Annotated in this window: 19 protein-coding genes and 1 tRNA gene; 12 read left to right on the top strand and 8 right to left on the bottom strand. The window is 72.2% G+C overall.

All coding sequences use genetic code 11. The features are described 5' to 3' along the window. The first annotated feature begins 29 nt into the window (after positions 1 to 29). Both glnA and M446_RS31905 read left to right on the top strand, forming a co-directional pair. Complete coding sequence (gene glnA / locus M446_RS31900) at positions 30 to 1,442, top strand: type I glutamate--ammonia ligase (RefSeq protein WP_012336220.1); 1,413 nt, start codon at positions 30 to 32, stop codon at positions 1,440 to 1,442. 287 nt (positions 1,443 to 1,729) lie between these two features. Then, complete coding sequence (locus M446_RS31905) at positions 1,730 to 3,406, top strand: methyl-accepting chemotaxis protein (protein ID WP_012336221.1); 1,677 nt, start codon at positions 1,730 to 1,732, stop codon at positions 3,404 to 3,406. Positions 3,407 to 3,476: 70 nt separating this feature from the next. Here the strand turns inward: M446_RS31905 and M446_RS31910 are convergent, their stop codons facing one another. Further along, complete coding sequence (locus M446_RS31910; RefSeq protein WP_012336222.1) at positions 3,477 to 5,048, bottom strand: MDR family MFS transporter; 1,572 nt, start codon at positions 5,046 to 5,048, stop codon at positions 3,477 to 3,479. Then, positions 5,045 to 6,181, bottom strand: coding sequence for an HlyD family secretion protein (locus M446_RS31915; RefSeq protein WP_012336223.1), 1,137 nt, complete (start codon positions 6,179 to 6,181; stop codon positions 5,045 to 5,047). Before M446_RS31915 ends, M446_RS31910 begins: the two co-directional genes overlap by 4 nt. 76 nt (positions 6,182 to 6,257) lie before the next feature. Here M446_RS31915 and M446_RS31920 point away from each other — a divergent pair, with 76 nt between their 5' ends. Then, positions 6,258 to 6,935 carry a TetR/AcrR family transcriptional regulator gene (locus M446_RS31920; RefSeq protein WP_012336224.1) on the top strand — a complete coding sequence of 226 codons (678 nt, stop codon included), beginning with the start codon at positions 6,258 to 6,260 and terminating at the stop codon, positions 6,933 to 6,935. Between the two features lie 27 nt (positions 6,936 to 6,962). Here M446_RS31920 and M446_RS31925 read toward each other — a convergent pair whose 3' ends face one another. Further along, positions 6,963 to 8,483, bottom strand: a complete 1,521-nt coding sequence (locus M446_RS31925) for a D-alanyl-D-alanine carboxypeptidase family protein (protein ID WP_012336225.1) — start codon at positions 8,481 to 8,483, stop codon at positions 6,963 to 6,965. Between the two features lie 310 nt (positions 8,484 to 8,793). On the opposite strand from M446_RS31925, the gene queE reads away from it, so the two are divergent. Both queE and queD read left to right on the top strand, forming a co-directional pair. Next, entirely contained in the window at positions 8,794 to 9,426 is a 633-nt protein-coding gene (queE, locus tag M446_RS31930; protein ID WP_012336226.1) for a 7-carboxy-7-deazaguanine synthase, read from the top strand. Between the two features lie 97 nt (positions 9,427 to 9,523). After that, on the top strand, positions 9,524 to 9,880 hold the full coding sequence (queD, locus tag M446_RS31935; protein WP_012336227.1) for a 6-carboxytetrahydropterin synthase QueD: 357 nt from the start codon (positions 9,524 to 9,526) through the stop codon (positions 9,878 to 9,880). Between the two features lie 33 nt (positions 9,881 to 9,913). On the opposite strand, the gene M446_RS31940 is transcribed toward queD, so the two are convergent. Then, on the bottom strand, positions 9,914 to 10,549 hold the full coding sequence (locus M446_RS31940) for an FMN-binding negative transcriptional regulator (protein WP_012336228.1): 636 nt from the start codon (positions 10,547 to 10,549) through the stop codon (positions 9,914 to 9,916). Positions 10,550 to 10,716: 167 nt separating this feature from the next. On the opposite strand from M446_RS31940, the gene queC reads away from it, so the two are divergent. From queC to M446_RS31965, 5 genes are all read left to right on the top strand, one after another. Continuing rightward, positions 10,717 to 11,418 (top strand): 7-cyano-7-deazaguanine synthase QueC, encoded by a 702-nt coding sequence (queC, locus tag M446_RS31945; RefSeq protein WP_012336229.1) that lies wholly within the window; start codon positions 10,717 to 10,719, stop codon positions 11,416 to 11,418. 118 nt (positions 11,419 to 11,536) lie between these two features. Further along, on the top strand, positions 11,537 to 12,703 hold the full coding sequence (locus tag M446_RS31950; protein ID WP_012336230.1) for an acetyl-CoA acetyltransferase: 1,167 nt from the start codon (positions 11,537 to 11,539) through the stop codon (positions 12,701 to 12,703). A 197-nt stretch (positions 12,704 to 12,900) separates the two neighbouring features. Then, the gene (locus M446_RS31955) at positions 12,901 to 14,451 is read left to right on the top strand and encodes a UxaA family hydrolase (protein ID WP_012336231.1); all 1,551 of its coding nucleotides are present in this window, start codon (positions 12,901 to 12,903) and stop codon (positions 14,449 to 14,451) included. 167 nt (positions 14,452 to 14,618) lie between these two features. Further along, positions 14,619 to 15,920 carry an MFS transporter gene (locus M446_RS31960; RefSeq protein WP_018263225.1) on the top strand — a complete coding sequence of 434 codons (1,302 nt, stop codon included), beginning with the start codon at positions 14,619 to 14,621 and terminating at the stop codon, positions 15,918 to 15,920. Positions 15,921 to 16,028: 108 nt separating this feature from the next. Next, positions 16,029 to 16,919, top strand: coding sequence for a 3'-5' exonuclease (locus tag M446_RS31965; RefSeq protein WP_012336233.1), 891 nt, complete (start codon positions 16,029 to 16,031; stop codon positions 16,917 to 16,919). Between the two features lie 190 nt (positions 16,920 to 17,109). Here M446_RS31965 and M446_RS31970 read toward each other — a convergent pair whose 3' ends face one another. Beyond that, on the bottom strand, positions 17,110 to 17,406 hold the full coding sequence (locus M446_RS31970; RefSeq protein WP_012336234.1) for a GCG_CRPN prefix-to-repeats domain-containing protein: 297 nt from the start codon (positions 17,404 to 17,406) through the stop codon (positions 17,110 to 17,112). Between the two features lie 128 nt (positions 17,407 to 17,534). After that, on the bottom strand, positions 17,535 to 18,050 hold the full coding sequence (locus M446_RS31975; RefSeq protein ID WP_012336235.1) for a MucR family transcriptional regulator: 516 nt from the start codon (positions 18,048 to 18,050) through the stop codon (positions 17,535 to 17,537). 304 nt (positions 18,051 to 18,354) lie between these two features. Between M446_RS31975 and M446_RS31980 the strand changes: the two genes are divergently transcribed. Next, a complete protein-coding gene (locus M446_RS31980; protein ID WP_012336236.1) occupies positions 18,355 to 19,170 on the top strand; it encodes a L,D-transpeptidase in 816 nt (271 codons plus the stop codon). A gap of 286 nt (positions 19,171 to 19,456) precedes the next feature. Next, positions 19,457 to 21,148, top strand: a complete 1,692-nt coding sequence (locus M446_RS31985; RefSeq protein ID WP_012336237.1) for a methyl-accepting chemotaxis protein — start codon at positions 19,457 to 19,459, stop codon at positions 21,146 to 21,148. A 92-nt stretch (positions 21,149 to 21,240) separates the two neighbouring features. On the opposite strand, the gene M446_RS31990 is transcribed toward M446_RS31985, so the two are convergent. Together M446_RS31990 and M446_RS34395 are read right to left on the bottom strand one after the other, a co-directional pair. After that, positions 21,241 to 21,325: transfer RNA gene (locus M446_RS31990), tRNA-Leu, on the bottom strand. Continuing rightward, positions 21,304 to 22,512: a ceramide glucosyltransferase gene (locus tag M446_RS34395; RefSeq protein ID WP_012336238.1), complete on the bottom strand. Its 1,209-nt coding sequence runs from the start codon at positions 22,510 to 22,512 to the stop codon at positions 21,304 to 21,306. Before M446_RS34395 ends, M446_RS31990 begins: the two co-directional genes overlap by 22 nt. Positions 22,513 to 22,563 lie beyond the last annotated feature (51 nt).

Genomic DNA, 22,563 nt, shown 5'->3' on the forward strand with positions numbered 1-22,563 from the left:
TGCCGGCACTAGGAAGGGGTCCAAACGGAATGGCCAAGACCGCCACGGAAGTCCTTAAGGAAATCAAGGACAACGACGTCAAGTACGTCGACTTCCGCTTCACCGATCCGCGCGGCAAGTGGCAGCACGTCACCTTCGACGTGTCGCTCGTGGACGAGGACATCTTTGCGGAAGGCACGATGTTCGACGGCTCGTCGATCGCCGGCTGGAAGGCGATCAACGAATCCGACATGCTGCTGATGCCCGACCCGGCGACCGCCTGCATGGACCCGTTCTTCTCGGCCGCGACGATGTCGATCGTCTGCGACGTGCTGGAGCCGTCCACCGGCGAGCCCTACGGCCGCGATCCCCGCAGCATCGCCAAGAAGGCCGAGGCCTTCGTGAAGGCGAGCGGGATCGGCGACACCATCTTCGTCGGGCCCGAGGCCGAGTTCTTCGTCTTCGACGACGTCCGCTTCTCGGCAGATCCCTACAATACCGGCTTCAAGCTCGACTCGATCGAGCTGCCGATCAACGGCCAGACCGAGTACGAGGGCGGCAACCTCGGTCACCGGGTCCAGACCAAGGGCGGCTACTTCCCGGTTCCGCCGCAGGATTCGGCCCAGGACATGCGCGGCGAGATGCTGGCCGCCATGCAGTCGATGGGCGTCAAGGTCGAGAAGCATCACCACGAGGTGGCGAGCGCGCAGCACGAACTCGGGATGAAATTCGACACGCTGACGCTGATGGCCGACCAGATGCAGATCTACAAGTACTGCATCCACAACGTCGCCCAGAGCTACGGCAAGACCGCTACCTTCATGCCCAAGCCGGTCTACGGCGACAACGGTTCGGGCATGCACGTCCACCAGTCGATCTGGCGGGAAGGCAAGCCGGTCTTCGCCGGCAACAAGTATGCCGACCTGTCGCAGGAGTGCCTGTACTACATCGGCGGCATCATCAAGCACGCCAAGGCGCTCAACGCCTTCACCAACCCGTCGACGAACTCGTACAAGCGGCTGGTGCCGGGCTACGAGGCGCCGGTGCTGCTGGCCTACTCGGCCCGCAACCGCTCCGCCTCCTGCCGCATCCCGTGGACGACCTCGCCGAAGGCCAAGCGCGTCGAGGTGCGCTTCCCCGACCCGATGGCGAATCCCTACCTCGCCTTCGCGGCCATGCTGATGGCGGGGCTCGACGGGATCATCAACAAGATCGATCCCGGTCCGGCCATGGACAAGGACCTCTACGACCTGCCCCCGGCGGAGCTCAAGGAGATCCCGACCGTCTGCGGCTCGCTGCGCGAGGCGCTGACCTCGCTCGATGCCGACCGCGAGTTCCTCAAGGCCGGCGGTGTCTTCAACGACGACTTCATCGACTCCTTCATCGAGCTGAAGATGACCGAGGTGCTGCGCTTCGAGATGACGCCGCATCCGATCGAGTTCGTGCACTACTACTCGCTCTGATCCGCCAGGGATCGGGTTGATCGAGGGGCCGGAGCGATCCGGCCCCTTCTTTGTTTGGTCCGCCGATCGACGCCGGGACGGCGCGGCCGGCCGCGCCTGAGCTTGAATTCAGGCACTGTCGATTGACTGTGCGATAAGTTGTCTTGTTGCTGTGCGGTGCAAGATTTAAAGTATTCGATGTGTCATCTTATCGTTGCCGAAAATTCCTGTCTCGGTAATCGTATACGATCTCTTAAGATAATTGATGCCTTTATTGGCACGCACTCGATTGACTCAAGGGGAAGACGATGCGGCTCACGCTCAAGGTCGTCCTGGCTGGTTTGTTCGGGATCTCTCTGCTCTGCGCGGTCGTGGCTGGCGTGACGACCCAGCTCACTCTCGACACGATCGGCGCCAAGATGGACACTTTGCTCATAGACTCGATGCCGTCGATGAGCAAAGCCAATGATATTAATACTCTACTCCTTCGTGTAAGAACGACCGAACTTCGTTTCGTCGTCGCCGACAATGAGACCGCGCGGGAGGTCGACCTCGCGCTGCACAGGCAGCTCTCCGCGGAGCGGGATAAGGCGATCGAGGAGTACAAGCCGCTGATCGCCGGCCAGCGCGAGCGGGCGGAGTACGACCTCATGGCCGAGAAGATCGCGATCGTGCGCCAGGACTGGGAGCGGCTGCGCTCCTACAAGCTCGATGAACAGAGCGCGGCGTTGGCCTATTTTCGCGGCCAAGGCTTCGAGAACTTCCAGGACGCCGCGGCTGTCGTGCGCAAGCTCGTGGAGTTGAACAACCACGTCGGGGTGGCGGCAGGCCAGGCCGTGCGGGAGGCGCAGACCAGCGCGGCGCGCACCATGATGGCCGTCTCGGCGGTCAGCGTCCTCCTGGCCTGCGGCGCGATGGCGTTCTCGTTCCTGGGCGTGTCGCGCCCGATCGAGCGCATGACGGCCGCCATGGGCCGCCTCGCCGCCGGCGACGCCGCGACCGAGGTTCCCTACCGGCACCGCCGCGACGAGATCGGCGCCATGGCGGGGGCCCTGCAGGTGTTCCGCGACAACCTGATCCGCAGCCGCGCGCTCGAGGAGGAGACTGCCCTCGCCCGCGCCTCGGCCGAGGAGCAGCGCCGCGCCGGCATGCGCCAGATGGCGGACGGGTTCGAGGCGGCGGTGGGCGGCATCGTCGCGCAGCTCTCCGGCTCCGCCGCGACGCTGCAGACCACCGCCGACGCGATGACAGCGACGGCGGGCGTGACCGCCAGCCAGTCGAGCAACGTGGCGGTGGCGGCCGAGCAGGCGGCCTCGAACGTGAACACGGTGGCGGCCGCCGCCGAGGAACTGGGCACCTCGGTCGAGGAGATCGGCCGGCAGGTCCAGGGCGCGACGCATCTGGCGCGGGCGGCGGTGCAGGAGGCCGACCTGACCACGCAGCTGGTGCAGGCCCTGAGCCAGGCGGCGAGCCGGATCGGCGACATGGTCGGGCTGATCACCTCGATCGCCAGCCAGACCAACCTTCTTGCCCTGAACGCGACCATCGAGGCGGCGCGCGCCGGTGCGGCGGGGCGCGGCTTCGCGGTGGTGGCCGCCGAGGTGAAGGAGCTCGCCAGTCAGACCGCGAAGGCCACCGAGGAGATCTCGGCCCAGATCGGCCAGATTCAGGCGGCGACGGGCCAGGCGGTGTCGGCGATCGGCACGATCACCGATCGGATCCGGGAGATCAACGAGGTCGGCGCCGGGATCGCGGCGGCGGTGGAGGAGCAGGGGGCGGCGACGCGGGAGATCGTGCGCAACGTGGCGCAGGCCGCGGCGGGCACCTCGGAGGTGACGGTGAACATCGCCGGGGTGGCGGGGGCGGCCGGGGAGACCGGCACTGCGGCGAAGGAGGTCCTGACTGCGGCCTCCGCCCTGTCGCAGCAGGCGGAGCATCTCGGGCAGGAGGTCGCGCACTTCCTGTCGACGGTGCGGGCGGCCTGACGGCGCTCGGCGGGTCGGCCCGGACGGTCCCCTTCCCGGGGCGCCGCCCGCCCGGGGCGCCGCGGGCGCGTCAATGCGCCTCCACCGGTCCGCCGGCCCGCGCCGGCTTGCGCAGCACGGCCACCACCGCGAGGCTCAGCACCAAGCTCGCGCCCACCAGCCAGAACCCGTCCGCGTAGGCCATCACGGTGGCCTCGCGGCGCACCTGCCGGGCCAGCATCGCCAGCGCCGCCCCCTTGGCGGCCGTCGGGTCGGGCATGTGAGCGTGCAGCCCCGCCGCCAAAGCCGCGAGGCGCTCCTGCGTGCGCGTCCCGTTGCGGGTGATCGCCTCGGCCAGCACCGAGAAGTGCAGGTGCTCGCGCCGGTCGATCACCGTCGAGAGCATCGCGATGCCGATCGAGCCGCCGAGGTTGCGCATCATGTTCGACAGGGCGGAGGCGTCCGCCGTGTCGCGCGGGGCGAGGCCGGCCGTCGAGAGCTGCGAGAGCGGGATCGTGAACAGCGGCTGGCCGATCGCCCGCAGCAGCTGCGGCAGGATCAGCTGGTCCATCCCGACGTCGTGGCTCAGCCCGACATTGATCCAGCAGCTCGCGACAAAGAACAGCGTGCCGGCGATGACGAGAAGCCGGGCGTCGACGGCCCGCATGATCAGCGGCATCGCGGGGAACAGGAGCAGCTGCGGCAGGCCCGACCACATCACGACGGTGCCGATCTGCTGCGCGTTGTAGCCCTGGATCTGCGCGCAGTAGAGCGGGATGATGTAGATCGAGCCGAACGAGACGGCGCCGAGCACGGTCATCAGCAGGCAGGCGCCGCCGACCGAGCGGTGGGCCAGCACGCGCAGGTTGATGAAGGGTCGCTCCGCCGTGAGTTCGCGGATGATGAAGCCGGCGATGCCGCCCGCCGCCAGCAGCGCGGCCTCGACGATCACCGGCGAGCCGAACCAGTCCTTGCGCTGCCCCTCCTCCAGCACGAAGGTCAGGGCCGGCAGGCCCGTCGCCATGAAGCCGATGCCGATCCAGTCGCCCCTGAGCAGCTCGCCCCAGCGGGCGGGGACCGGGTCGAAGGCGGCGAGCTGGATTACCACCGCCGCCGGCCCGAACAGCAGGTTGAGGTAGAAGATGTAGTGCCAGGACAGGTGGTCGGTGAGCCAGCCGCCCACGGTCGGGCCGATCGCCGGCGCGAAGGTGGCGGTGAGCCCGAACAGCGCGATGCCCACCGCCTGCTGCGCCCGCGGCAGCCGGGTGCGCACGATCACGATGGCGGTCGGGATCAGCACGCCGCCGGTGAAGCCCTGCCCGGCACGGAAGACGATCATCTGCGGCAGGCTCGTCGAGAGCGCGCAGGCGACCGAGAAGCCGATGAAGAGCAGCGTGTTGGCGGCGAGGTAGCGCCGCAGCCCGATCACCGAGGAAAGCCAGCCGGTGAGCGGGATCACGATGATCTCCGCCATCAGGTAGGCGGTGGAGATCCAGCTCCCCTCCTCGGCCGAGGCGCCGAGCGCGCCCTGGATGTCCGCGAGCGACGCGTTGGTGATCTGGATGTCGAGGATCGCCGTGAAGGCGCCGAGGATCGCCCCGAACACCGCCAGCCAGTCGCGGGCGCTCGCCCGCCCGGCCGCGGTCGCCGCCGCCCCGCTCACCGGGCGAGCGCCTGCCGCGCGGGGCGGGCCGGGGCCGCCGCCTCCGTGTGCACCGTGGCCTCCACCGAGAGGCCCGGCCGCAGGCGCGCGAGGAGCGGGTCGTCGCCGTCGAGGGCGACCCGCACCGGCACCCGCTGCACGACCTTGGTGAAGTTGCCGGTGGCGTTCTCGGGCGGCAGCAGCGCGAATTGCGAGCCGGTGCCCGGCGCGAAGCTCGCGATCCGGCCCTCGAAGGCGTGTCCCCCGTAGGCGTCGACCGTGAAGCTCACCCGCTGGCCCTCCGCCATGGCGCCGACCTGCGTCTCCTTGAAATTCGCCACCAGGTAGATGTCGCGCCCCATCGGCACGATCGTGAGGAGCCCGGTCCCGGCCGGGACGAACTGCCCGACCCGCAGGGCCCGGTCGCCGACCACGCCGTCGATCGGGGCCGTGATCGTGGCGTAGGACAGGGTCAGCCGCGCCTGCTCGACCTTGGCCTCGCCCCCCTCCAGGCTCGCCCGGGCGCTCGTCTCCAGGGCCCGGAAGCTCTCGACCTGCCGCTGCGCCGCGTCGAGGGCGGCCGCCGCCTTGTCGCGCGCGGCCCGGCGCTGGCGCAGGTCCGCGTCGGCCTGCTGCTGGCGCTGCACCGTGCCGGAGCCGCTCTTCACGAGGTCCTGGGTGCGGGCATATTCCTGCTGCGAGAAGGTCAGCGCCGCCTCGGCGTTGACGAGGTCGGCCCGCGCGGAGGCGACCTGCGCCTGCTGCTGCAGGATCGCGGCCGAGACGCCCACGAGCTGCGCCCGGCCCTTCTCGACCTCGGCCTCCGCCTGCTTCAGCGCGACGCGGAATTCGCGATCGTCGAGCCGGGCCAGGACGTCCCCGGCCCGCACGGCCTGGTTGTCGCCCACGCTCACCCCTTCCACGTAGCCGGCGACGCGCGGCGCCACCGTCACCTTGTCGGCCTGCAGGTAGGCGTCGTCGGTGGTCTCGCGGAAGCGCCCGACCGTCCACCAGTGCCAGCCATAGGTGCCGCCGCCCGCCAGGATCAGCAGGGCGAGGAGCGGCACCGCCAGCTGCCGATGGCCCCGGCGGCGCGGCGTCGGCGGCTCAACCGGCGTGGCGGTCTCGAAACTGTCGGTGCGCCGTGCGTCCATGACCCTGGCCAGAATCAAAACCATACTGTATCGTTTTATTAATCGGGCCGAGGCGCGGTGGCAAGGAGGCCGTGGGATGACGAGCGCGGTGACGGAGCGGCCCGACGGCGTGCGGCGCGGCCGCGGCGGACGCCCGACCCGCGAGGAGGCGGCGCGGCGCGACGCGCGGCTCGTCGAGGCGGCGACGCGGCTGTTCATGGAGCGCGGCTTCGAGGGCACCTCCATGGACGCGGTGGCGGAGGCGGCGGGCGTGAGCAAGCCGACGCTCTACGGCCGCTACCGGGACAAGCGGGCCCTGTTCACGGCGGTGCTGCGCGAGCGCGTCGCGGCCTGGCTCGCGCCCCTCTCCGCCGCGGCGGAGGCGCAGGCGCGGCGGGCCGGGCCCGCCGACGTGGAGGGGGTGCTGCACGACCTGAGCCGGGCGCTGCTCGCCGAGGCGACGCTGCCGGGCGCCGAGGCGCTCAAGCGCTGCATCGTCGCGCAGGCGATGGACTTCCCCGAGATCGCGCGGCTCGCCCATGAGGAGGGCTGGCTGCGCGGCGTGCGCGCGGTGGCGGCGCTGCTCGCCGGCTTCGCGGATCGCGGCCAGATCGTGCTGGAGGACCCGGAGATCGCCGCGGACCTCTTCCTCAACCTCGTCCTGGGCCGCCAGTCGCGCCTCGCGCTCTACGGCATCCGGACGGACCCGGAGACGCAGGAGCGCCGGCGGCAGGCCGCCGTCCGCCTGTTCCTGAACGGGGTGCGGGTGCGCTGAGGGCGCCGCCGCGGGGCGGGCCGGCGGTCAGTTGGTGCTCTTCGGCTTGCCGGCCCCCGCCTTGGCGGGGCCGGCCTTGGCGGCGACGGCCACCGCCTTGGGCGTCTCGGCCTTCCCCGGCTTGGCGGCCGCCTTGGCCGCCGCCTTGGCCGCCGCCTTGGCGGCTGGCTTGCCGGCAGGCTTGGCCACCGGCTTCGCCGCGGCCGGCCTGCCGCCCTTGCCCTCGGCGATCACCGGCGTGGTGCGGGGCGCCGGCGCGTAGGCCGAGGCGGCGGCCGGGGCGGCGGCGCGCGCGCGGGCCAGGAGCTTCGGTTGGGGCACCGTCGCGCCCGTCGCCGCGATGGCGCGGCTCGGCGCCGGGCCGGGCTTCGCCCGCGCCGCACGGATCCGCGCGGCGGGCCGCGGCGGCTTCGCCTCGCTCTCGTCCACCGCCGCGACGGCGCTCTCGGCCGGGTCGCGGCCGGTCCAGACCAGGACCGGTTGCAGGGGCGCGCGGGGCGGCAGGGTCCGCCCCTTCAGGGCCGCGCTGCTCATCGTGGCGAAGGCCAGGGCCGCGGAGGGCGGCGCGGTGGCGCCCAGGAGCTGCGCCGCCGTCGTGTCGTTGGTCGAACTCGCCGACACCGCCGTCGAGTCGGAATCCGTCGGCATCGGCTTGCGCCGGTCGCAGACGTAGGGGCGCAGGTCCGGCGGGGCCGGCATCGCGGAGGCGGGCAGGTCGGCGAGGCCGCTTCCGCCCCAGCTGCTCTGGCCGAAGCCGTAATCGAACAGGTCGGCGGCCTTGAGGTCGCGCTCCCGGGCGGTGGGCTGGCCCATCACCACGGTGATGATCCGCCGGCCGTTGCGGGTCGCGCTCGCCACCACGTTGAAGCCGCCCGCGCAGATGAACCCGGTCTTCATCCCGTCGACGCCCGCGTAGCGCCCCAGCAGGCCGTTGTGGTTCGCCATCACGGCGCGGCCGAACTGGATCGCCGAGATCGAGAACAGGTCGCGGTTCTCGGGGAAGTCGCGCAGGAGCGCCCGGCCGAGGATCGCCATGTCGCGCGCCGAGGTCCATTGCCGCGGGTCGGGCAGGCCGTTCGGATTGTACCAGTGGCTGTCGCGCATGCCGAGCCGCTGGGCGGTCTCGTTCATCAGGGCGGCGAAATTGTCGATCGAGCCGCCGAGATTCTCGCCGATCGCCCAGGCGACGTCGTTGGCCGACTTCACCATGATGATCTTGAGGGCGTTGTCGAGGGTGAGCTGGGTGCCGGGCCTGAAGCCCATCTTGGAGGGCGGCTCGGCGGCGGCCTCGGCCGAGATGGTGAGGAGCTGGTCCATCGAGGCCCGGCCCTGGCGCACGAGGTCGAGGGCCACGTAGGTGGTCATCAGCTTGGTGATCGAGGCCGGATACCAGGGGTCGGTCGCCGCCTGGCTGTAGAGCACCTTGCCGGAATCGACGTCGACCACCAGCATCGGCTGCGTCACGGCGCCGGCCGCGCCCGCGGCCAGGAGGCCGGCGATCCCCACGAGACGCCCGAGCAGCCGCGCGAGCGGGGCAGGTTTCATCATCAGTCGCATCCCCGTCGGACCGATCCCGCCACGCGAAGCCCGCGCGGCCCGGGACCGGCCGCGCCCCCGTTCAGACATCCCGTGGCCGGTGGACCCAGAATGTAAGGCAAGGGCGGCTCCTTTGACAGCGCCGCTCCGCTCGCATCAACGCGCCATCCGTGGCGGCAGCATGGCGGCGTCCCCGTCATCCCGATACTCCACAGCAGCCCGCCCGTCGGCCGTGCCGCGGCGCGCCGGGGATGCGGTTGCGCGGCCCCCTCCCATCTGGCAGGGGCTGGAGAGCCCGGGCGGAGCCGGGCGCGGGGATCCGATGAGCTACGCCGTCAAGGAGATCTTCCACACCCTGCAGGGCGAGGGCGCCCAGGCCGGCCGCGCCGCCGTGTTCTGCCGCTTCGCCGGCTGCAACCTGTGGAGCGGGCGCGAGGCCGACCGGGCCGAGGCCGTCTGCCACTTCTGCGACACGGATTTCGTCGGCACGGACGGCGCGGGCGGCGGGCGCTTTCCGGACGCGGAGGCGCTCGCCGCCGCCATCGCGGCGGCCTGGGAGGGCGGGCCGCGCAACCACTTCGTGGTCTTCACCGGCGGCGAGCCCCTGCTGCAGCTCGATGCCGCCCTGCTCGCGGCCGTGCGCGCCCGCGGCTTCGCGGCCGCGGTGGAGACCAACGGCACGCAGGAGGCGCCCGAGGGCCTCGACTGGATCTGCGTGAGCCCCAAGGCGGGCGCCCCCCTGCGCCTGACCCGCGGCGACGAGCTCAAGCTCGTCTACCCGCAGGCCGGCCTGGCGCCCGAGGACGTGGCCGGGCTCGACTTCCGCCACTTCTTCCTGCAGCCGATGGACGGGCCGGACCGGGCCGCCCACCTGGCCGCCGCGGTCGCGCATTGCCGGCGCGACGCCCGCTGGCGGCTCAGCCTCCAGACCCACAAGCTGATCGGCATTCCCTGACCGGCCCCGGTTCCACGGGTTTGGGTCCCCGGCCGGCCGGTGCTATGGGGGCCCATCCGCGCTTGCGCCGAGCGCCCCATCGTCCCGACGAACACCCATGAAGATCACCCAGGCCTTCACCTTCGAGGCCGCGCACTGGCTGCCGAACGTCCCCGAGACCCATCGCTGCCGCCGCATGCACGGCCATTCCTACCGGGTGGAACTGACCCTCGACGGGCCGGTCGACCCGCGCACCGGCTGGGTGGTGGACTTCTTCGACGTGGAATCGGCCTTCGCGCCCCTCCTCGCCGAGCTCGACCACCATTGCCTGAACGAGGTGCCGGGCCTGGAGAACCCGACCGCCGAGCACATCGCGATCTGGATCTGGCGGCGCGCCCGCCCGGCCCTGCCGGCGCTCGCCTCGGTCAAGGTGTTCGAGACGCCGATGTCCTGGGCGGAGTATGACGGGGCGTAGGCGTTCCGGCCGCGGCCGCCTCGCGCCCGGCCGCTACAGCCCGTTGCGCTCGGCCACCGCCGCCGCCATCGCGGCCCCCTCCCCGCCCATCGCCCGGTAGCCGGCGAGCACGCCCGCCCGGTCGGCCTCGGGCCGGTTCTGGCTCATCTTCCACTTGCCCTCGATCCGGGTGATCGGGATCTCGATCCCGACGATGCCGCGGATCTGGGCCGCGATGAAGGGCTCGGGCGCGTCGCCCACGGCCCAGGGCGCCGGGCGCCCGGCCTCGCGCAGGCGCGTCAGATCCTCGATCTGCCGGCGCAGCCAGCCCGCCTCCTCGATCACCCGCGGGGCGCCCCAGGCATGGACCGTGGCGTAGTTCCAGGTCGGGACGACCTTGCCGGTCTCGCGCTTGGTCTCGTACCAGGAGGGCGTCACGTAATCCTGCGGGCCCTGGAAGACCACGAGGCATTCCGCGACCGCGCCGAGATCCCGCCATTGCGGGTTGGCGCGGGCCAGATGCGCGCGCAAGGTCCCGCGCTCCGAGGCCTGCCCGTCGATCAGGAACGGGATCGGGTTCGCCATCAGCCCGCCGGGCCCGGCCGTCACGAGGAGCCCGAGCGGATGGGCGCGGATGAGGTCGTGCTGGACGCCGAGGCGGTCCTCGCGGAAATGGGGCGGCTGGTACATCGGCGGCGATCCTGGAGACGACCCGTCTCGTCGCACGGTTGCAGCCCGGCATCAATGACGCGACCGACGACACTTCGTGATCGGGCGCATCGCGCGCCGTGATGGCACGCCCGCTTGCGGCGCCGCGCGTCCCGGTCCACTGAAACCTGGTCCCGGGAGACGAGACGATGACGGTCGACGAAGGCGCGCTGGTGCTGTTCTCCGGCGGGCAGGATTCCACCACCTGCCTCGCCTGGGCCCTCGACCGCTTCGCGCGGGTCGAGACCCTCGGATTCGATTACGGCCAGCGCCACCGGGTCGAACTCGATTGCCGGGACCGCCTGCGGGCGGGCCTCGCGGCGCTGAAGCCCGAATGGGCGCGGCGCCTCGGCGAGGACCACACCCTGCCCCTCGGCGTCCTCGGGGACATCTCCGAGACGGCGCTCACCCGCGACGGCGCCATCGCGCTGGCGGAGAGCGGGCTGCCCAACACCTTCGTGCCGGGCCGCAACCTCGTCTTCCTCACCTTCGCGGCCGCGCTGGCCTATCGCCGGGGCCTGCGCCACCTCATCGGCGGCATGTGCGAGACCGATTACTCGGGCTATCCCGATTGCCGCGACGACACCATCAAGGCGCTCCAGGTGGCGCTCAACCTCGGCATGGAGCGGCGCTTCGTGCTGCACACGCCGCTGATGTGGATCGACAAGGCCGAGACCTGGCGCCTCGCGCGGGACCTCGGCGGCGAGGCGCTGGTCGACCTGATCGTCGAGGACAGCCACACCTGCTACCTCGGCGAGCGCGGCGCGCGCCACGCCTGGGGCCGCGGCTGCGGCACCTGCCCGGCCTGCCGCCTGCGGGAGGCGGGCTACGCGCGGTTCAGGGCGGCCTGAGGCGCGCGCCAGGGCTTCCCGGCGCGCGCTTGTGCGGGGCCGTGACCTCACGCAAAAGGGGCGGAACAGCGCCGAACCGGCCCCCGGGCCGCGGACCGGCCCCGGGAGGAGACACGCCATGACCGCCTGCATCGTCGGCTGGAGCCACACGCCCTTCGGCAAGCACGACACCGAGACCGTCGAGAGCCTCGTCGTGCGCGCCGCCGAGGAGGCGCTCGCCCATGCGGGGCTCGCCGCGCAGGAGGTGGACGAGATCGTCCTCGGCCATTTCAACGCCGGCTTCTCGCCGCAGGACTTCACCGCCTCCCTGGTGCTGCAGGCGGACGACGCCCTGCGCTTCAAGCCGGCGACGCGGGTCGAGAATGCCTGCGCCACCGGTTCGGCGGCGGTGCACCAGGGCATCAAGAGCATCGAGGCGCGCCACGCCCGCATCGTGCTGGTGGTCGGCGTCGAGCAGATGACCCGCACCCCCGCCGCCGAGATCGGCACCAACCTGCTCAAGGCCTCCTACCTGCCGGAGGACGGCGACACGCCGGCGGGTTTCGCGGGCGTGTTCGGCGGCATCGCGGCCCGCTACTTCCAGCGCCACGGCGACCAATCCGACGCGCTTGCCATGATCGCCGCCAAGAACCACCGCAACGGCGTCGCCAATCCCTACGCGCAGCTGCGCAAGGATCTCGGCTTCGAGTTCTGCCGCACGCCCTCCGACAGGAACCCGATCGTCGCCGGCCCGCTCAAGCGCACCGATTGCTCGCTGGTCTCGGACGGGGCCGCCGCCCTGGTCCTCGCCGACACGGAGACGGCTTTGCGCCTGCGCCGGGCCGTGGCCTTCCGGGCAACCGCCCACGCCCAGGATTTCCTGCCGATGTCGAAGCGCGACGTGCTGCGCTTCGAGGGCTGCGCGACCGCCTGGGCGCGCGCGCTCTCCCGGGCGGGCGTTACCCTCGACGACCTCTCGCTCGTCGAGACCCACGATTGCTTCACGGTGGCGGAACTCATCGAGTACGAGGCGATGGGCCTCACCCCCGAGGGCCGCGGCGCCGACGCGATCCGCGAGGGCTGGACCCTGAAGGACGGCAAGCTCCCGGTGAACCCCTCCGGCGGCCTCAAGGCCAAGGGCCATCCGATCGGCGCGACCGGCGTCTCGATGCACGCCCTCTCGGCCATGCAGCTTTGCGGCGAGGCCGGCGGGATGCAGATCCCGGGCGCGACGCTGGCCGGCGTGTTCAACATGGGCGGCGTCGCGGTCGCCAATTACGTGAGCGTGCTGGAGCGCATCAAGTAGCGCCGCAGGCCGCGCCGGGAGGCCCCCGCATCACGCGCCGAAGCGGTCGCCGGTTCGGCGGCGACCGATGATGCGACACCAAGAGACCAAGCGGAATGGCCGCACGCCGTCCGGCTTGGGATCCGCCGCCCGCACCGGGCGGCAACCGGACCTCCCGTCTTATCGCACTCCCGTCCCCGCCTCCCCGGAGCCGCCCCATGTCCGCCGCCGCCGCCCTGCCCGCCTCTCCCCGCACCGTGCGCCTGAGCCCCGAGGACAACGTCGTGGTCGCGGTCGACGCCATCGCGGCGGGCGACCGGGTCGAGGGCGTCGCGGCGGGCGGGCGCGTGCCCCGGGGCCACAAGATCGCCACCGCCCCGATCCCGGAGGGCCAGCCGATCCGCAAGTTCGGCCAAGTGATCGGCTTCGCGAGCCGCCCGATCGCGCCCGGCGAGTGGGTCCACGAGCACAATGTCGGCCTCGGCGAGGCCAAGGGCGACTTCGCCCGCGACTACCGGTTCGCCGAGGAGGCCCGCGAGACCCCGATGCGGCCGCTCGCCGAGCGGGCGAGCTTCCAGGGCTACCGCCGGGCGGACGGCCGCGTCGGCACCCGCAACTACCTCGGCGTGCTCACCTCGGTGAATTGCTCGGCCTCGGTCGCCCGCTTCATCGCCGAGGAGGTGCGCCGCGCCGGCCTCCTCGACGCCTATCCGAGCATCGACGGCATCATCCCCCTCGTTCACGGCACCGGCTGCGGCTACGACCTCCAGGGCGAGGGTGCCGAGATCCTCAAGCGCACGCAGTGGGGCTACGCGGCGAATCCCAACATGGGCGGGATCATCATGGTCGGCCTCGGCTGCGAGGGCTTCCAGATCGACCGCTGGAAGCGCGCCTACGGGATCGCCGAGAGCGACACGTTCCGCAGCTTCACCATCCAGGAGACCGGCGGCACCCGCCGCAGCGTCGAGGCCGGGGTCGCGGCGATCCGCGAGATGCTGCCCGCCGTCGCGGCGGCGCGGCGCGAGACCGTGCCGGCCTCCGAACTCGTGCTCGCCCTGCAATGCGGCGGCTCGGACGGCTATTCGGGCATCACGGCCAACCCGGCGCTGGGCGCCGCGGTCGACCGGCTCGTCGCCGAGGGCGGCACCGCGATCCTGTCCGAGACCCCCGAGATCTACGGCGCCGAGCACCTCCTCACCCGCCGCGCGGCGACCCGCGAGATCGGCGAGACACTCGTCGGCATGATCCGCTGGTGGGAGGCCTACACGGCCCGCAACGGCGGCGAGATGAACAACAATCCCTCCCCCGGCAACAAGGCGGGCGGGCTCACCACCATCCTGGAGAAATCCCTCGGCGCCGCCGCCAAGGGCGGCACGACGCGGCTCAACGGCGTCTTCCGCTACGCCGAGCCGGTGACCGCGCGGGGCTTCGTCTACATGGACACGCCCGGCTTCGACCCGGTCTCGGCCACCGGCCAGGTGGCGGGGGGGGCCAACATCCTCTGCTTCACCACCGGCCGCGGCTCGGCCTATGGCTGCAAGCCGACGCCCTCGATCAAGCTCGCCACCAACAGCGAGATCTACCGCCGCATGGAGGAGGACATGGACATCGATTGCGGCGATGTCCTCGACGGCGTCCCGATCCAGCGCAAGGGCGATGAGATCTTCGCCAAGATCCTGGCGGTCGCCTCGGGCGAGCGCTCGAAGTCGGAGGCCCTCGGCTACGGCGATGCCGAGTTCGTGCCCTGGCAGATCGGCGCGGTGATGTAGGCGCGCGCGCCGAACCGGGCTATGGGGCGCCGGGCCCTCGACGGGAGGCCCGGCGAGAGGCTCAGGAGCAAGAGGCCCGAGACCAGCAGGCCCGAGACCAGCAGGTCCAAGACCAGCAGGTCCAAGAGCGCGGCAGGCCCGAGACCAGGAGGCCCAGGAGGAGGATGATGACACCCGATGCCGTCGGCGGGAGCGACCTGACCCGCCGCCAATGGAGAATGACGCTGCTCGCGAGCCTGGGCGGCGGACTCGAGTATTACGACTTCATCGTCTACGGCATCTTCGCCAAGGACATCGCCGCCGCGTTCTTCCCGCAGAGCGACCCGATCGCGGCCCTCTCGCTCTCCCTGGCGGTCTTCGCGGTGGGCTACCTCGCCCGCCCGCTGGGCGGCATGGTGCTGAGCCATTTCGGCGACCGCTACGGGCGCAAGACCGTCTTCGTGGTCACGGTCTTCACCATGTCGGCCTGCACCCTCGGGATGGGGCTGGTGCCCGCCTATGCCAGCTGGGGCGTGGCGGCGACGCTCCTCCTCGTCGCCCTGCGCTTCGTGCAGGGTCTGTGCATCGGCGGCGAGCTGCCCGGCGCCATCACCTTCGTGGTCGAGACCGCCTCGCGCCGGCCCGGCCTCGCCTGCGGCATCGTGTTCTGCCTCGTGAACGGCGGCGTGCTGCTCGCCGCCCTGGCGAACCTCGCCCTGCAATCCTGGCTGCCCCCCGCCGTGATGGCGGAGTACGGCTGGCGCATCGCCTTCCTGATCGGCGGCCTCTTCGGCCTCGTGAGCTTCTGGCTGCGGCGCAGCCTGGAGGAGACGCCGGAATTCCTGCGCCTGCAGCACCTCGCGGCGCGCAGCCCGGTCGGCGAGGTGCTGCGGCTGCACCGCCGCGCCGTCCTCGCCGGGATCGGCATCGTCGCCCTCACGGCGGGCTTCAACGGCATCCTGTTCGCCCACATGCCGGCCTACCTGATCCAGGTGCTGCACTACCCGCCCAAGACCGTGGCGCTGGCGATGAACCTCGCCCTCCTCGCCATGTCGGCCTCGCTGCTGCTCGCCTCGTCCTTCGCCGACCGCGTTGCGCCGCGGCGGCTGATGCAGGGCTCCGCCCTCCTGCTCCTGCTCGGCGTCGTGCCGGCCTACCAGGTGCTGGCGCGGGGCGACGCCAACCTGTTCCTGGTCCTGCCGCTCCTCACGGTCGCGGTGGCGGGGGCGAACGGCACCTTCGCGTACCTGCTCGCCGGGCTGTTCCCGACCCGGGTGCGGTTCAGCGGCGTCGCGCTCTCGCTCAATCTGGGCTTCACGCTGCTGAGCGGCCTCGGCCCGCTCGCCGCCAACGCCCTGATCGGCGCGACCGGCTGGACGGCGGCGCCCGGCCTCATCATCGCGGCGGTCGCCCTGGTCGGGCTCGTGGTGGCGGGCCGCCTCGCCGACCGGCCGGCCACCCTCGGCGCCGCATTGCCGGTCTCCGGCTGATCGGGCACCGGCGGCTCATCCGCCGGTGGATCCCGCCCGGACCGCCCTGGAACGGCGGCCCGGGCGGCGTTAAGCGGGAGCGTGGTCAACGTCCGGTTGGGTAGAGACGTGACGGACGCGCTCGATGACATTGCCGCCGTCCTGGAGCGGACCGGGGAGTACCGGGTGCTGCGGCGCCTGAATCCGCTCGTGCCCGCCCCCGCGCCCCCGGACGAGCCGACCTATCTGGGGCTGGTCCTCGACACCGAGACGACCGGGCTCGACCCCGCCTGCGACGAGGTGATCGAACTCGGCATCGTCGCCTTCACGTACGGGCAGAGCGGGCGGATCTACCGGGTGCGCCACCGCTTCAACCAGCTCCATCAGCCCGGCAAGCCGATCCCCGAGGCGGTGACGCGCCTCACCGGCATCACGGACGCGGACGTGGCCGGCAAGCGCATCGACGACGCGGCCGTCGCCGCGCTCGCCGCCAAGGCCCGGGTGGTGATCGCCCACAATGCCCGCTTCGACCGGCGGATGTGCGAGGTGCGCTGGCCCTTCTTCGCCGAGCTCAACTGGGCCTGCTCCTGCCACCAGATCGACTGGCGCGACGAGGGCCACGAGGCGGCCCGGCTCGGCGGGCTGCTGGCCGATCACGGCCGATTCCACAACGGCCACCGGGCGATCGACGATTGCGAGGCGCTGCTCTGGCTCCTCGCCCAGCCGCTGCGGCGCTCCGGGCGCCTCGCCCTCGCGGCGCTGCTGGAGGCGGCCCGCCGCCCGACCGTGCGGCTCTGGGCCTCCGACGCGCCCTTCGCGCTCAAGAACCGGCTGAAGGACCGAAATTACCGATGGTCGAGCCGGCGCCGCTGCTGGTACATCGACCTCGACGAGGCGCAGATCGAGATCGAGCGCTCGTTCCTGTCGCGGGAGATCTACGGCGGCAGCCTGCCCGGCCTGCCCGCGGACCGCTTCACCGCCCGCGACCGCTTCTCCCGCCGGGCCGACCCGGAGGCGTGACGCCGGCGGGGAACCCGGCGCTGGGCACCGGGTTCCGGATCGTCGCGGCGGGCTCATCCGCCATCCGGTAGATGGCTTCGCCATCTCCGATTTCGGCAATGCGGATGTCGGCGTCGCTCAGGCGCCTGCGCGGAGCCCAAATCCGCCATCCCCAAATCCGCCATCCCGAAGGAACCAAGCGGATTTGGTATCAGTAGCCGTAGTAGAACCGCCGCGGCCCGTAATAGGGGCGACGCCAGTACGGGCGCGGGCCGTAATAGTAGGGACGGGGTCCGTAGAAGGGGCGCGGCCCGTAGAACGGTCGGCAATAGCCGAAGCGGTTCGGGGCGAAGCCCGGGCCGCAGCCGCCGAGCACCGGGATCGTCACCGGCTCGCCGGCCACCGCGCCGGCCGCGCCGAGCCCGATCGGGGCGGCCTGCGCCGCACCGAGCAGTCCGAGCCCGCCCGCCACGAGGGCGGCGAGGCCGAGCAGCTTGACGTAGCTCATCGTGTGGACACTCCAGACAGGGCCTGGACGGCCGAATGGCCGGCCAGGCTACCCGCCCGGCCTATCCGCGGCGGGCTGAATGCCCGATGAGCGGTGCCGCGGCCCGCCGTTCAAGTGCGGGCCCACCCTCAGCCGCCCTTGCGCGGGCGGCCGCGACGCGGCGCCCCCTCGGATCCGGGTCCCGAGACGGTCGCGTCCGGCGCGGCGCTGCGCGCGGCGCTGCGCGCGCCGCCGTGGGCCCGCCGGCTCTGGCCGAGGCCGCTCGTCTTGGCGAGTTCGGAGCGCTGGGCGGCGTAGTTCGCCGCCACCATCGGGTAGTCGGGCGGCAGGCCCCATTTCTGGCGGTACTGGTCGGGGGTGAGCCCGCGCCCCGCCAGGTGACGCTTGAGCGTCTTGTAGGGCTTGCCGTCCTCCAGGCTGATGATGTGGTCCGGCGTCACCGTCTTCCTGATCGGGATCGGCGGCACCGGCTTCTCCGCCTCCGGCTCCGGCGGCGCCACCAGCTGACCGAGCGAGTGGTGGATGGAACTGATCAGCCCGGCGACCTCGGACGCCGGCACCGAGTTGTTGGAGACGTAGGCCGACACGATGTCGGCCGTGAGCCCGATCAGGTCGAGCGGGGAGGCTGCGTCGTCGGTTGTCATGGGGCACCACATTGTTGATCTATGAGAGGATGTATATCACTTTGTCCGAAGGTCAACTTAGACCTGATGTAGGGGTTTTCGTGCGCATTTGATAGTTTTCATCGTCACAAATCTATTGTGCGCGATCGGCTGACAAAGCAGCAGGTATGTGCCGGCCGCGGGGCTGGTCCGAGCCGCCGTCGCGCGCCCACCTTGACGGGAGCCGCTTGGGGTCTCATTTCGGCCGTCAAGCCCTTGCAAAGACTTGCGGCAAACCCCGCGAAAGGCGTCCGTCCCGGCCGCCCGACGATCCTCCCGAGCGACCATGACCGACCAGACCCGCCGCTCCCTCGTCGCGTGCACCGCCACGGGCCTCGCCTCCGCGCTCCTCAGCGGCGCGCTGCCGGGGGCGGCGGCGGCTTGGCCGCAGCGCGCGCCGGTTCCCGCCCCGGAGCCGGAGGACGGCTGGCTGTTCGGCCCGCGCCGCCGCCCGGTGGAGCCGGAGCCGGACCCGTTCTGGGGCTCGCCGCGCCGGGCGCCGGCGCCGGAGGAGCCGGCCCAGGTGGTGGATGACGGCCCGATCGACTACGCCCGCGCCTACGCGGCGGTGACGACCGAGCCGTTCCCGATCCCGGCCTTCCGCTGGCAGCGGGCCAATCCCGCCTTCCTGCGCCAGGACGTGGCCTATGGCGGGCGCTACGAGCCCGGCACGGTGGTGATCGACCCGCGGGCGCACCACCTCTACCTCGTGCAGCCGGGCGGGCGGGCGCGCCGCTACGGCGTCGGGGTCGGGCGCCAGGGCTTCGCGTGGTCGGGCAACGCCACGATCAACTCGAAACAGGCCTGGCCGGACTGGTACCCGCCCAAGGAGATGATCGCCCGCCAGCCGGCCCTGGCCCGGCAGGTGAGCCAGCTCCAGAGCGGGCTCGGCGTCCCGGGCGGCCCGCACAACCCGCTCGGCGCCCGGGCCATGTACCTGTGGCAGAACAACAAGGACACGCTCTACCGCATCCACGGCACCACCGAGCCGGAGAGCATCGGGCGCAGCGTCTCGTCGGGCTGCATCCGGATGATCAACCAGGACGTGATCGACCTCTACGCCCGCGTCGCCGTGGGGGCGCAGGTCGTCGTGATTGGGTGAGGCTCGCGGGGCCACTGCAATCGGATTAGGCCGTCAGGAGTAGCCTGCCCTCTGTGCCACTTTGGGTTGCGCTGCCGCTGCGCCACGTCGGGCCGAAAATACGTCGATTCGTCAATGTTGTAGCCGATCATCGGGGGACCCTCGGCGATCTCGGAGGCGGCCTCGGCCGTGTCCGGCGAGGTTGCAGACTCATGTCCCGTTAACGGAAAGCGAGCCTGATGAATGGGCCACCAGCGCCGGGAGGGGCGGCGTTCGGCCCTCCTGGCAGGTCCCGACAGGTAAACCGATGCGTGCGTTCAACAACCTCAAACTGCTCGCCAAACTCGCCATACCGGCCGCGCTGCTGATCGCCGTCTCGGCCGGCTTGGTGCTGCTGGCGCAGGTCAGCCTCGCGACCCTGGCGGAGAACACGCGGCAGATCGTCGACCTGCGCGCCGCGCGCGCCATCCTGGCGCTGCAGGCCGCGCTGGCGGTGGACGAGGCGACCATCCGCGAGAAGAACATCATCCTGGAGAGCGACGCGGCGCTGATGTCCGCCCTGAACCGGCAGTTCGAGGAGGACCGGCAGCGCGCGGCAAACCGCATCGACCAGCTCATCGCCCTCGCCGACACGCCCGAGCGCCAGGCCGCCAACCAGGGGGTCAAGGCGCTGATGGAGGCGTATTTCGCCACCGCCGACCGCACGATCCGGTACGCCCTGAGGAACGAGGACGCGGAGGCGAAGCGGATCTCGGGCGGCGAGGGGCGCGAGGCGCGCCTCAAACTGGTCGAGGCGGCGAACCAGCGCGTCGAGGTCAACCTGCGCGACCTCGACGAGGCCAAGGCGCGGGCGGCCGGGGTCGCGGCCTCCGCGGGCGTGACCCTCGCGGTCGTGGCGGTCGGCGGATTGCTGGCGGCGATCGGCGTGCTCGCGGCGATCGCGGTCCTGGGCGTCACCCGCCCGCTCGGCGCCATGGCGGCCGCCATGGGCCGGCTGGCCACGGGCGACCTCGCCGTGATGGTGCGGGGCACCGAGCGCCGCGACGAGATCGGCTCGCTCGCCCGCTCGCTGCAGGTGTTCAAGGACGACGCCGTCGCGGCGCGGGAGATGGCGCAGGCCCGGGACGCGGAGAACCTGGCCAAGATCCGCCGCGCCGCCCTGCTCGACGACCTGACCCGCGGCTTCGAGCGCAGCGTCTCGGCCCTCACCCAGGGTCTCTCGGCGGCGGCGACCGAGATGGAGGCGACGGCGGCGGCGATGGCCGGCACCGCCGACGAGACCACGCAGCGCAGCGTCACGGTCGCCGGGGCCGCCACCCAGACCTCGGCCAACGTGCAGACGGTGGCGGCGGCGAGCGAGGAGTTGGCGGCCTGCGTGCAGGAGATCGTGCATCAGGTCACCCAATCGGCGCAGATCGCGCAGGTCGCGGTGGCCAAGGCGGCGCACACGGACGCGACGGTGCAGCGGCTGAACGCCACCGCCGAGGGAATCAGCACGATGGTGGCGATGATCTCGGGCATCGCCGCGCAGACGAATCTGCTGGCGCTCAACGCCACGATCGAGGCCGCCCGGGCGGGCGCGGCGGGGCGCGGCTTCGCGGTGGTGGCGAGCGAGGTGAAGGACCTCGCCGGCCAGACCGCCAAGGCGACCGACGAGATCGGGGGGCGCATCGGCGAGATCCAGGGCGCGACCCAGGAGGCGGTGCGCGACATCCAGGAGATCGGCCGGGTCATCGCCGAGATGTCGAGCTACGCGGCGAGCGTGGCGGCGGCCATGGAGCAGCAGGGGGCGGCGACCCAGGAAATCACCCGCAACGTGCAGCAGGCGGCGCAGGGGACCGAGCAGGTGACGGCCACCATCGCGGGTGTCCGCGAGGGGGCCGGCCAGACCAGCGCCGCCGCCTCGCAGGTGCTGAGCGCGGCCCAGGAGCTGGCCCGCCACTCCGAAGGTCTGGCGCAGGAGGTGGCGGGGTTCCTCGCGCGGGTGAAGGCGGCCTGAGGGCGCGCCCGGGCGGGGCCGGTTGCCGTCCCGCCCCCGCGCGGGGCGCGGCGGCGCCCGGGGCCGCCGGCGCGGCGGACGGCGCATCTGGCTGGTGCCCGCAGAGGGAATCGAACCCCCACGCCTTGCGGCTGACGATTTTGAGTCGTCCGCGTCTACCAATTCCGCCATGCGGGCACGCCCCCGCTGTGCCGCGCCGGCCCGGTGGTGTCAATCCCGCGCTCAGGCCGGGGCGGCACCGGCGCCGAGGCGCCGGCGGGCTTGGCGCGGACCACCATGGCGTTGCCGCGCCAGACGACGTCGCGGGCGACCCAGGCGGCCAGCCAGACGCCGAGCTGCATCGCGTCTCGGGCGAGGCAGACCGCCGGCCAGCGCCAGGAGCGGTGCCAGCCGTTGCGGGCCGCCAGGATCCACTCCCCTCCGTACCAGAGCGCGCCGGTCCCGAGGACGGCCAGGAGCCCGGCGAGGCCGCCCCCCGCCGCCGGGGCCGCGCAGGCCATCGGCACCAGGGCGCCGATCCCGACCTCCGGCGCGAAGAAGAGCGGGAATGTCACCCGGCGCAGCCGCGCCCAGCGCAGCTGGCGCGCCCAGACCTCCGCCGCCCGGCGCCGCCCCAGCGGCTGCGGGAAGGGGGCGCCCACGAGGTGCACCCGGCGGCCGGCCGCGCGCACGAGCTTCGTCGCCGCCGCGTCCTCGGCGATCTCGGCGCCGAGCGCCCGGATCCCGCCATGCGCCTCCAGGAACGGCTTGTGCCAGAGCATGCTCTTGCCCTGCGCGAAGCCGAGCCCGAGGCTCTCGCCGACATATTGCCAGCGCGCCTGCAGGGTGTTGAGGAAGGCGCATTCCACCTCGGCCCAGAAGCCCAGCGGCGCGGCGCCGACCGGGGTCGAGCAGACGAGGCCGGTCTCGGGCCGCCACGCGGCGACGAGGCGCTGCACGTAATCGGCCGGCATCAGCACGTTCGAATCGGCCAGGATCACCCATTCGTGCCGGGCGGCCTCCCAGCCGCGCACGCAGTTGTTGAGCTTCGGGTTCTCGCTCACCCGCTCCTCGCCGAGGATCAGCCGGGCCGGGATCGCGGGATGCGCCGCCATCAGCCGGCGCACCAGCGGCACGATCGGGTCGCCCGCCCGCGCCACGCAGAAGATCAGCTCGTAGCACGGATGCGCGAGCCGGAAGCCCGAGGCCAGGGTCTCCTCGCTGAAGCGCTCCAGGCCGCAGAGCGGCCGCACGATCGAGACCGGCGCCGCCGCGTCCCGCCCGCCGCGGCGGGCCCGGCCGATCCGCCACAGGCCGATCGCCAGGCTGATGAGGTTGATCGCCGTCAGCGCGAGGCAGAGGGCGGCGAGCCAGGAGCCGGTCATGGATGTCCCGTCGGCACGAAGGCCGGTCCGCGCGCGGCGGCAGCCGGACGC

It is taken from the genome of Methylobacterium sp. 4-46 (genome assembly GCF_000019365.1).
In the GTDB taxonomy this organism is placed as follows: Bacteria; Pseudomonadota; Alphaproteobacteria; order Rhizobiales; family Beijerinckiaceae; genus Methylobacterium.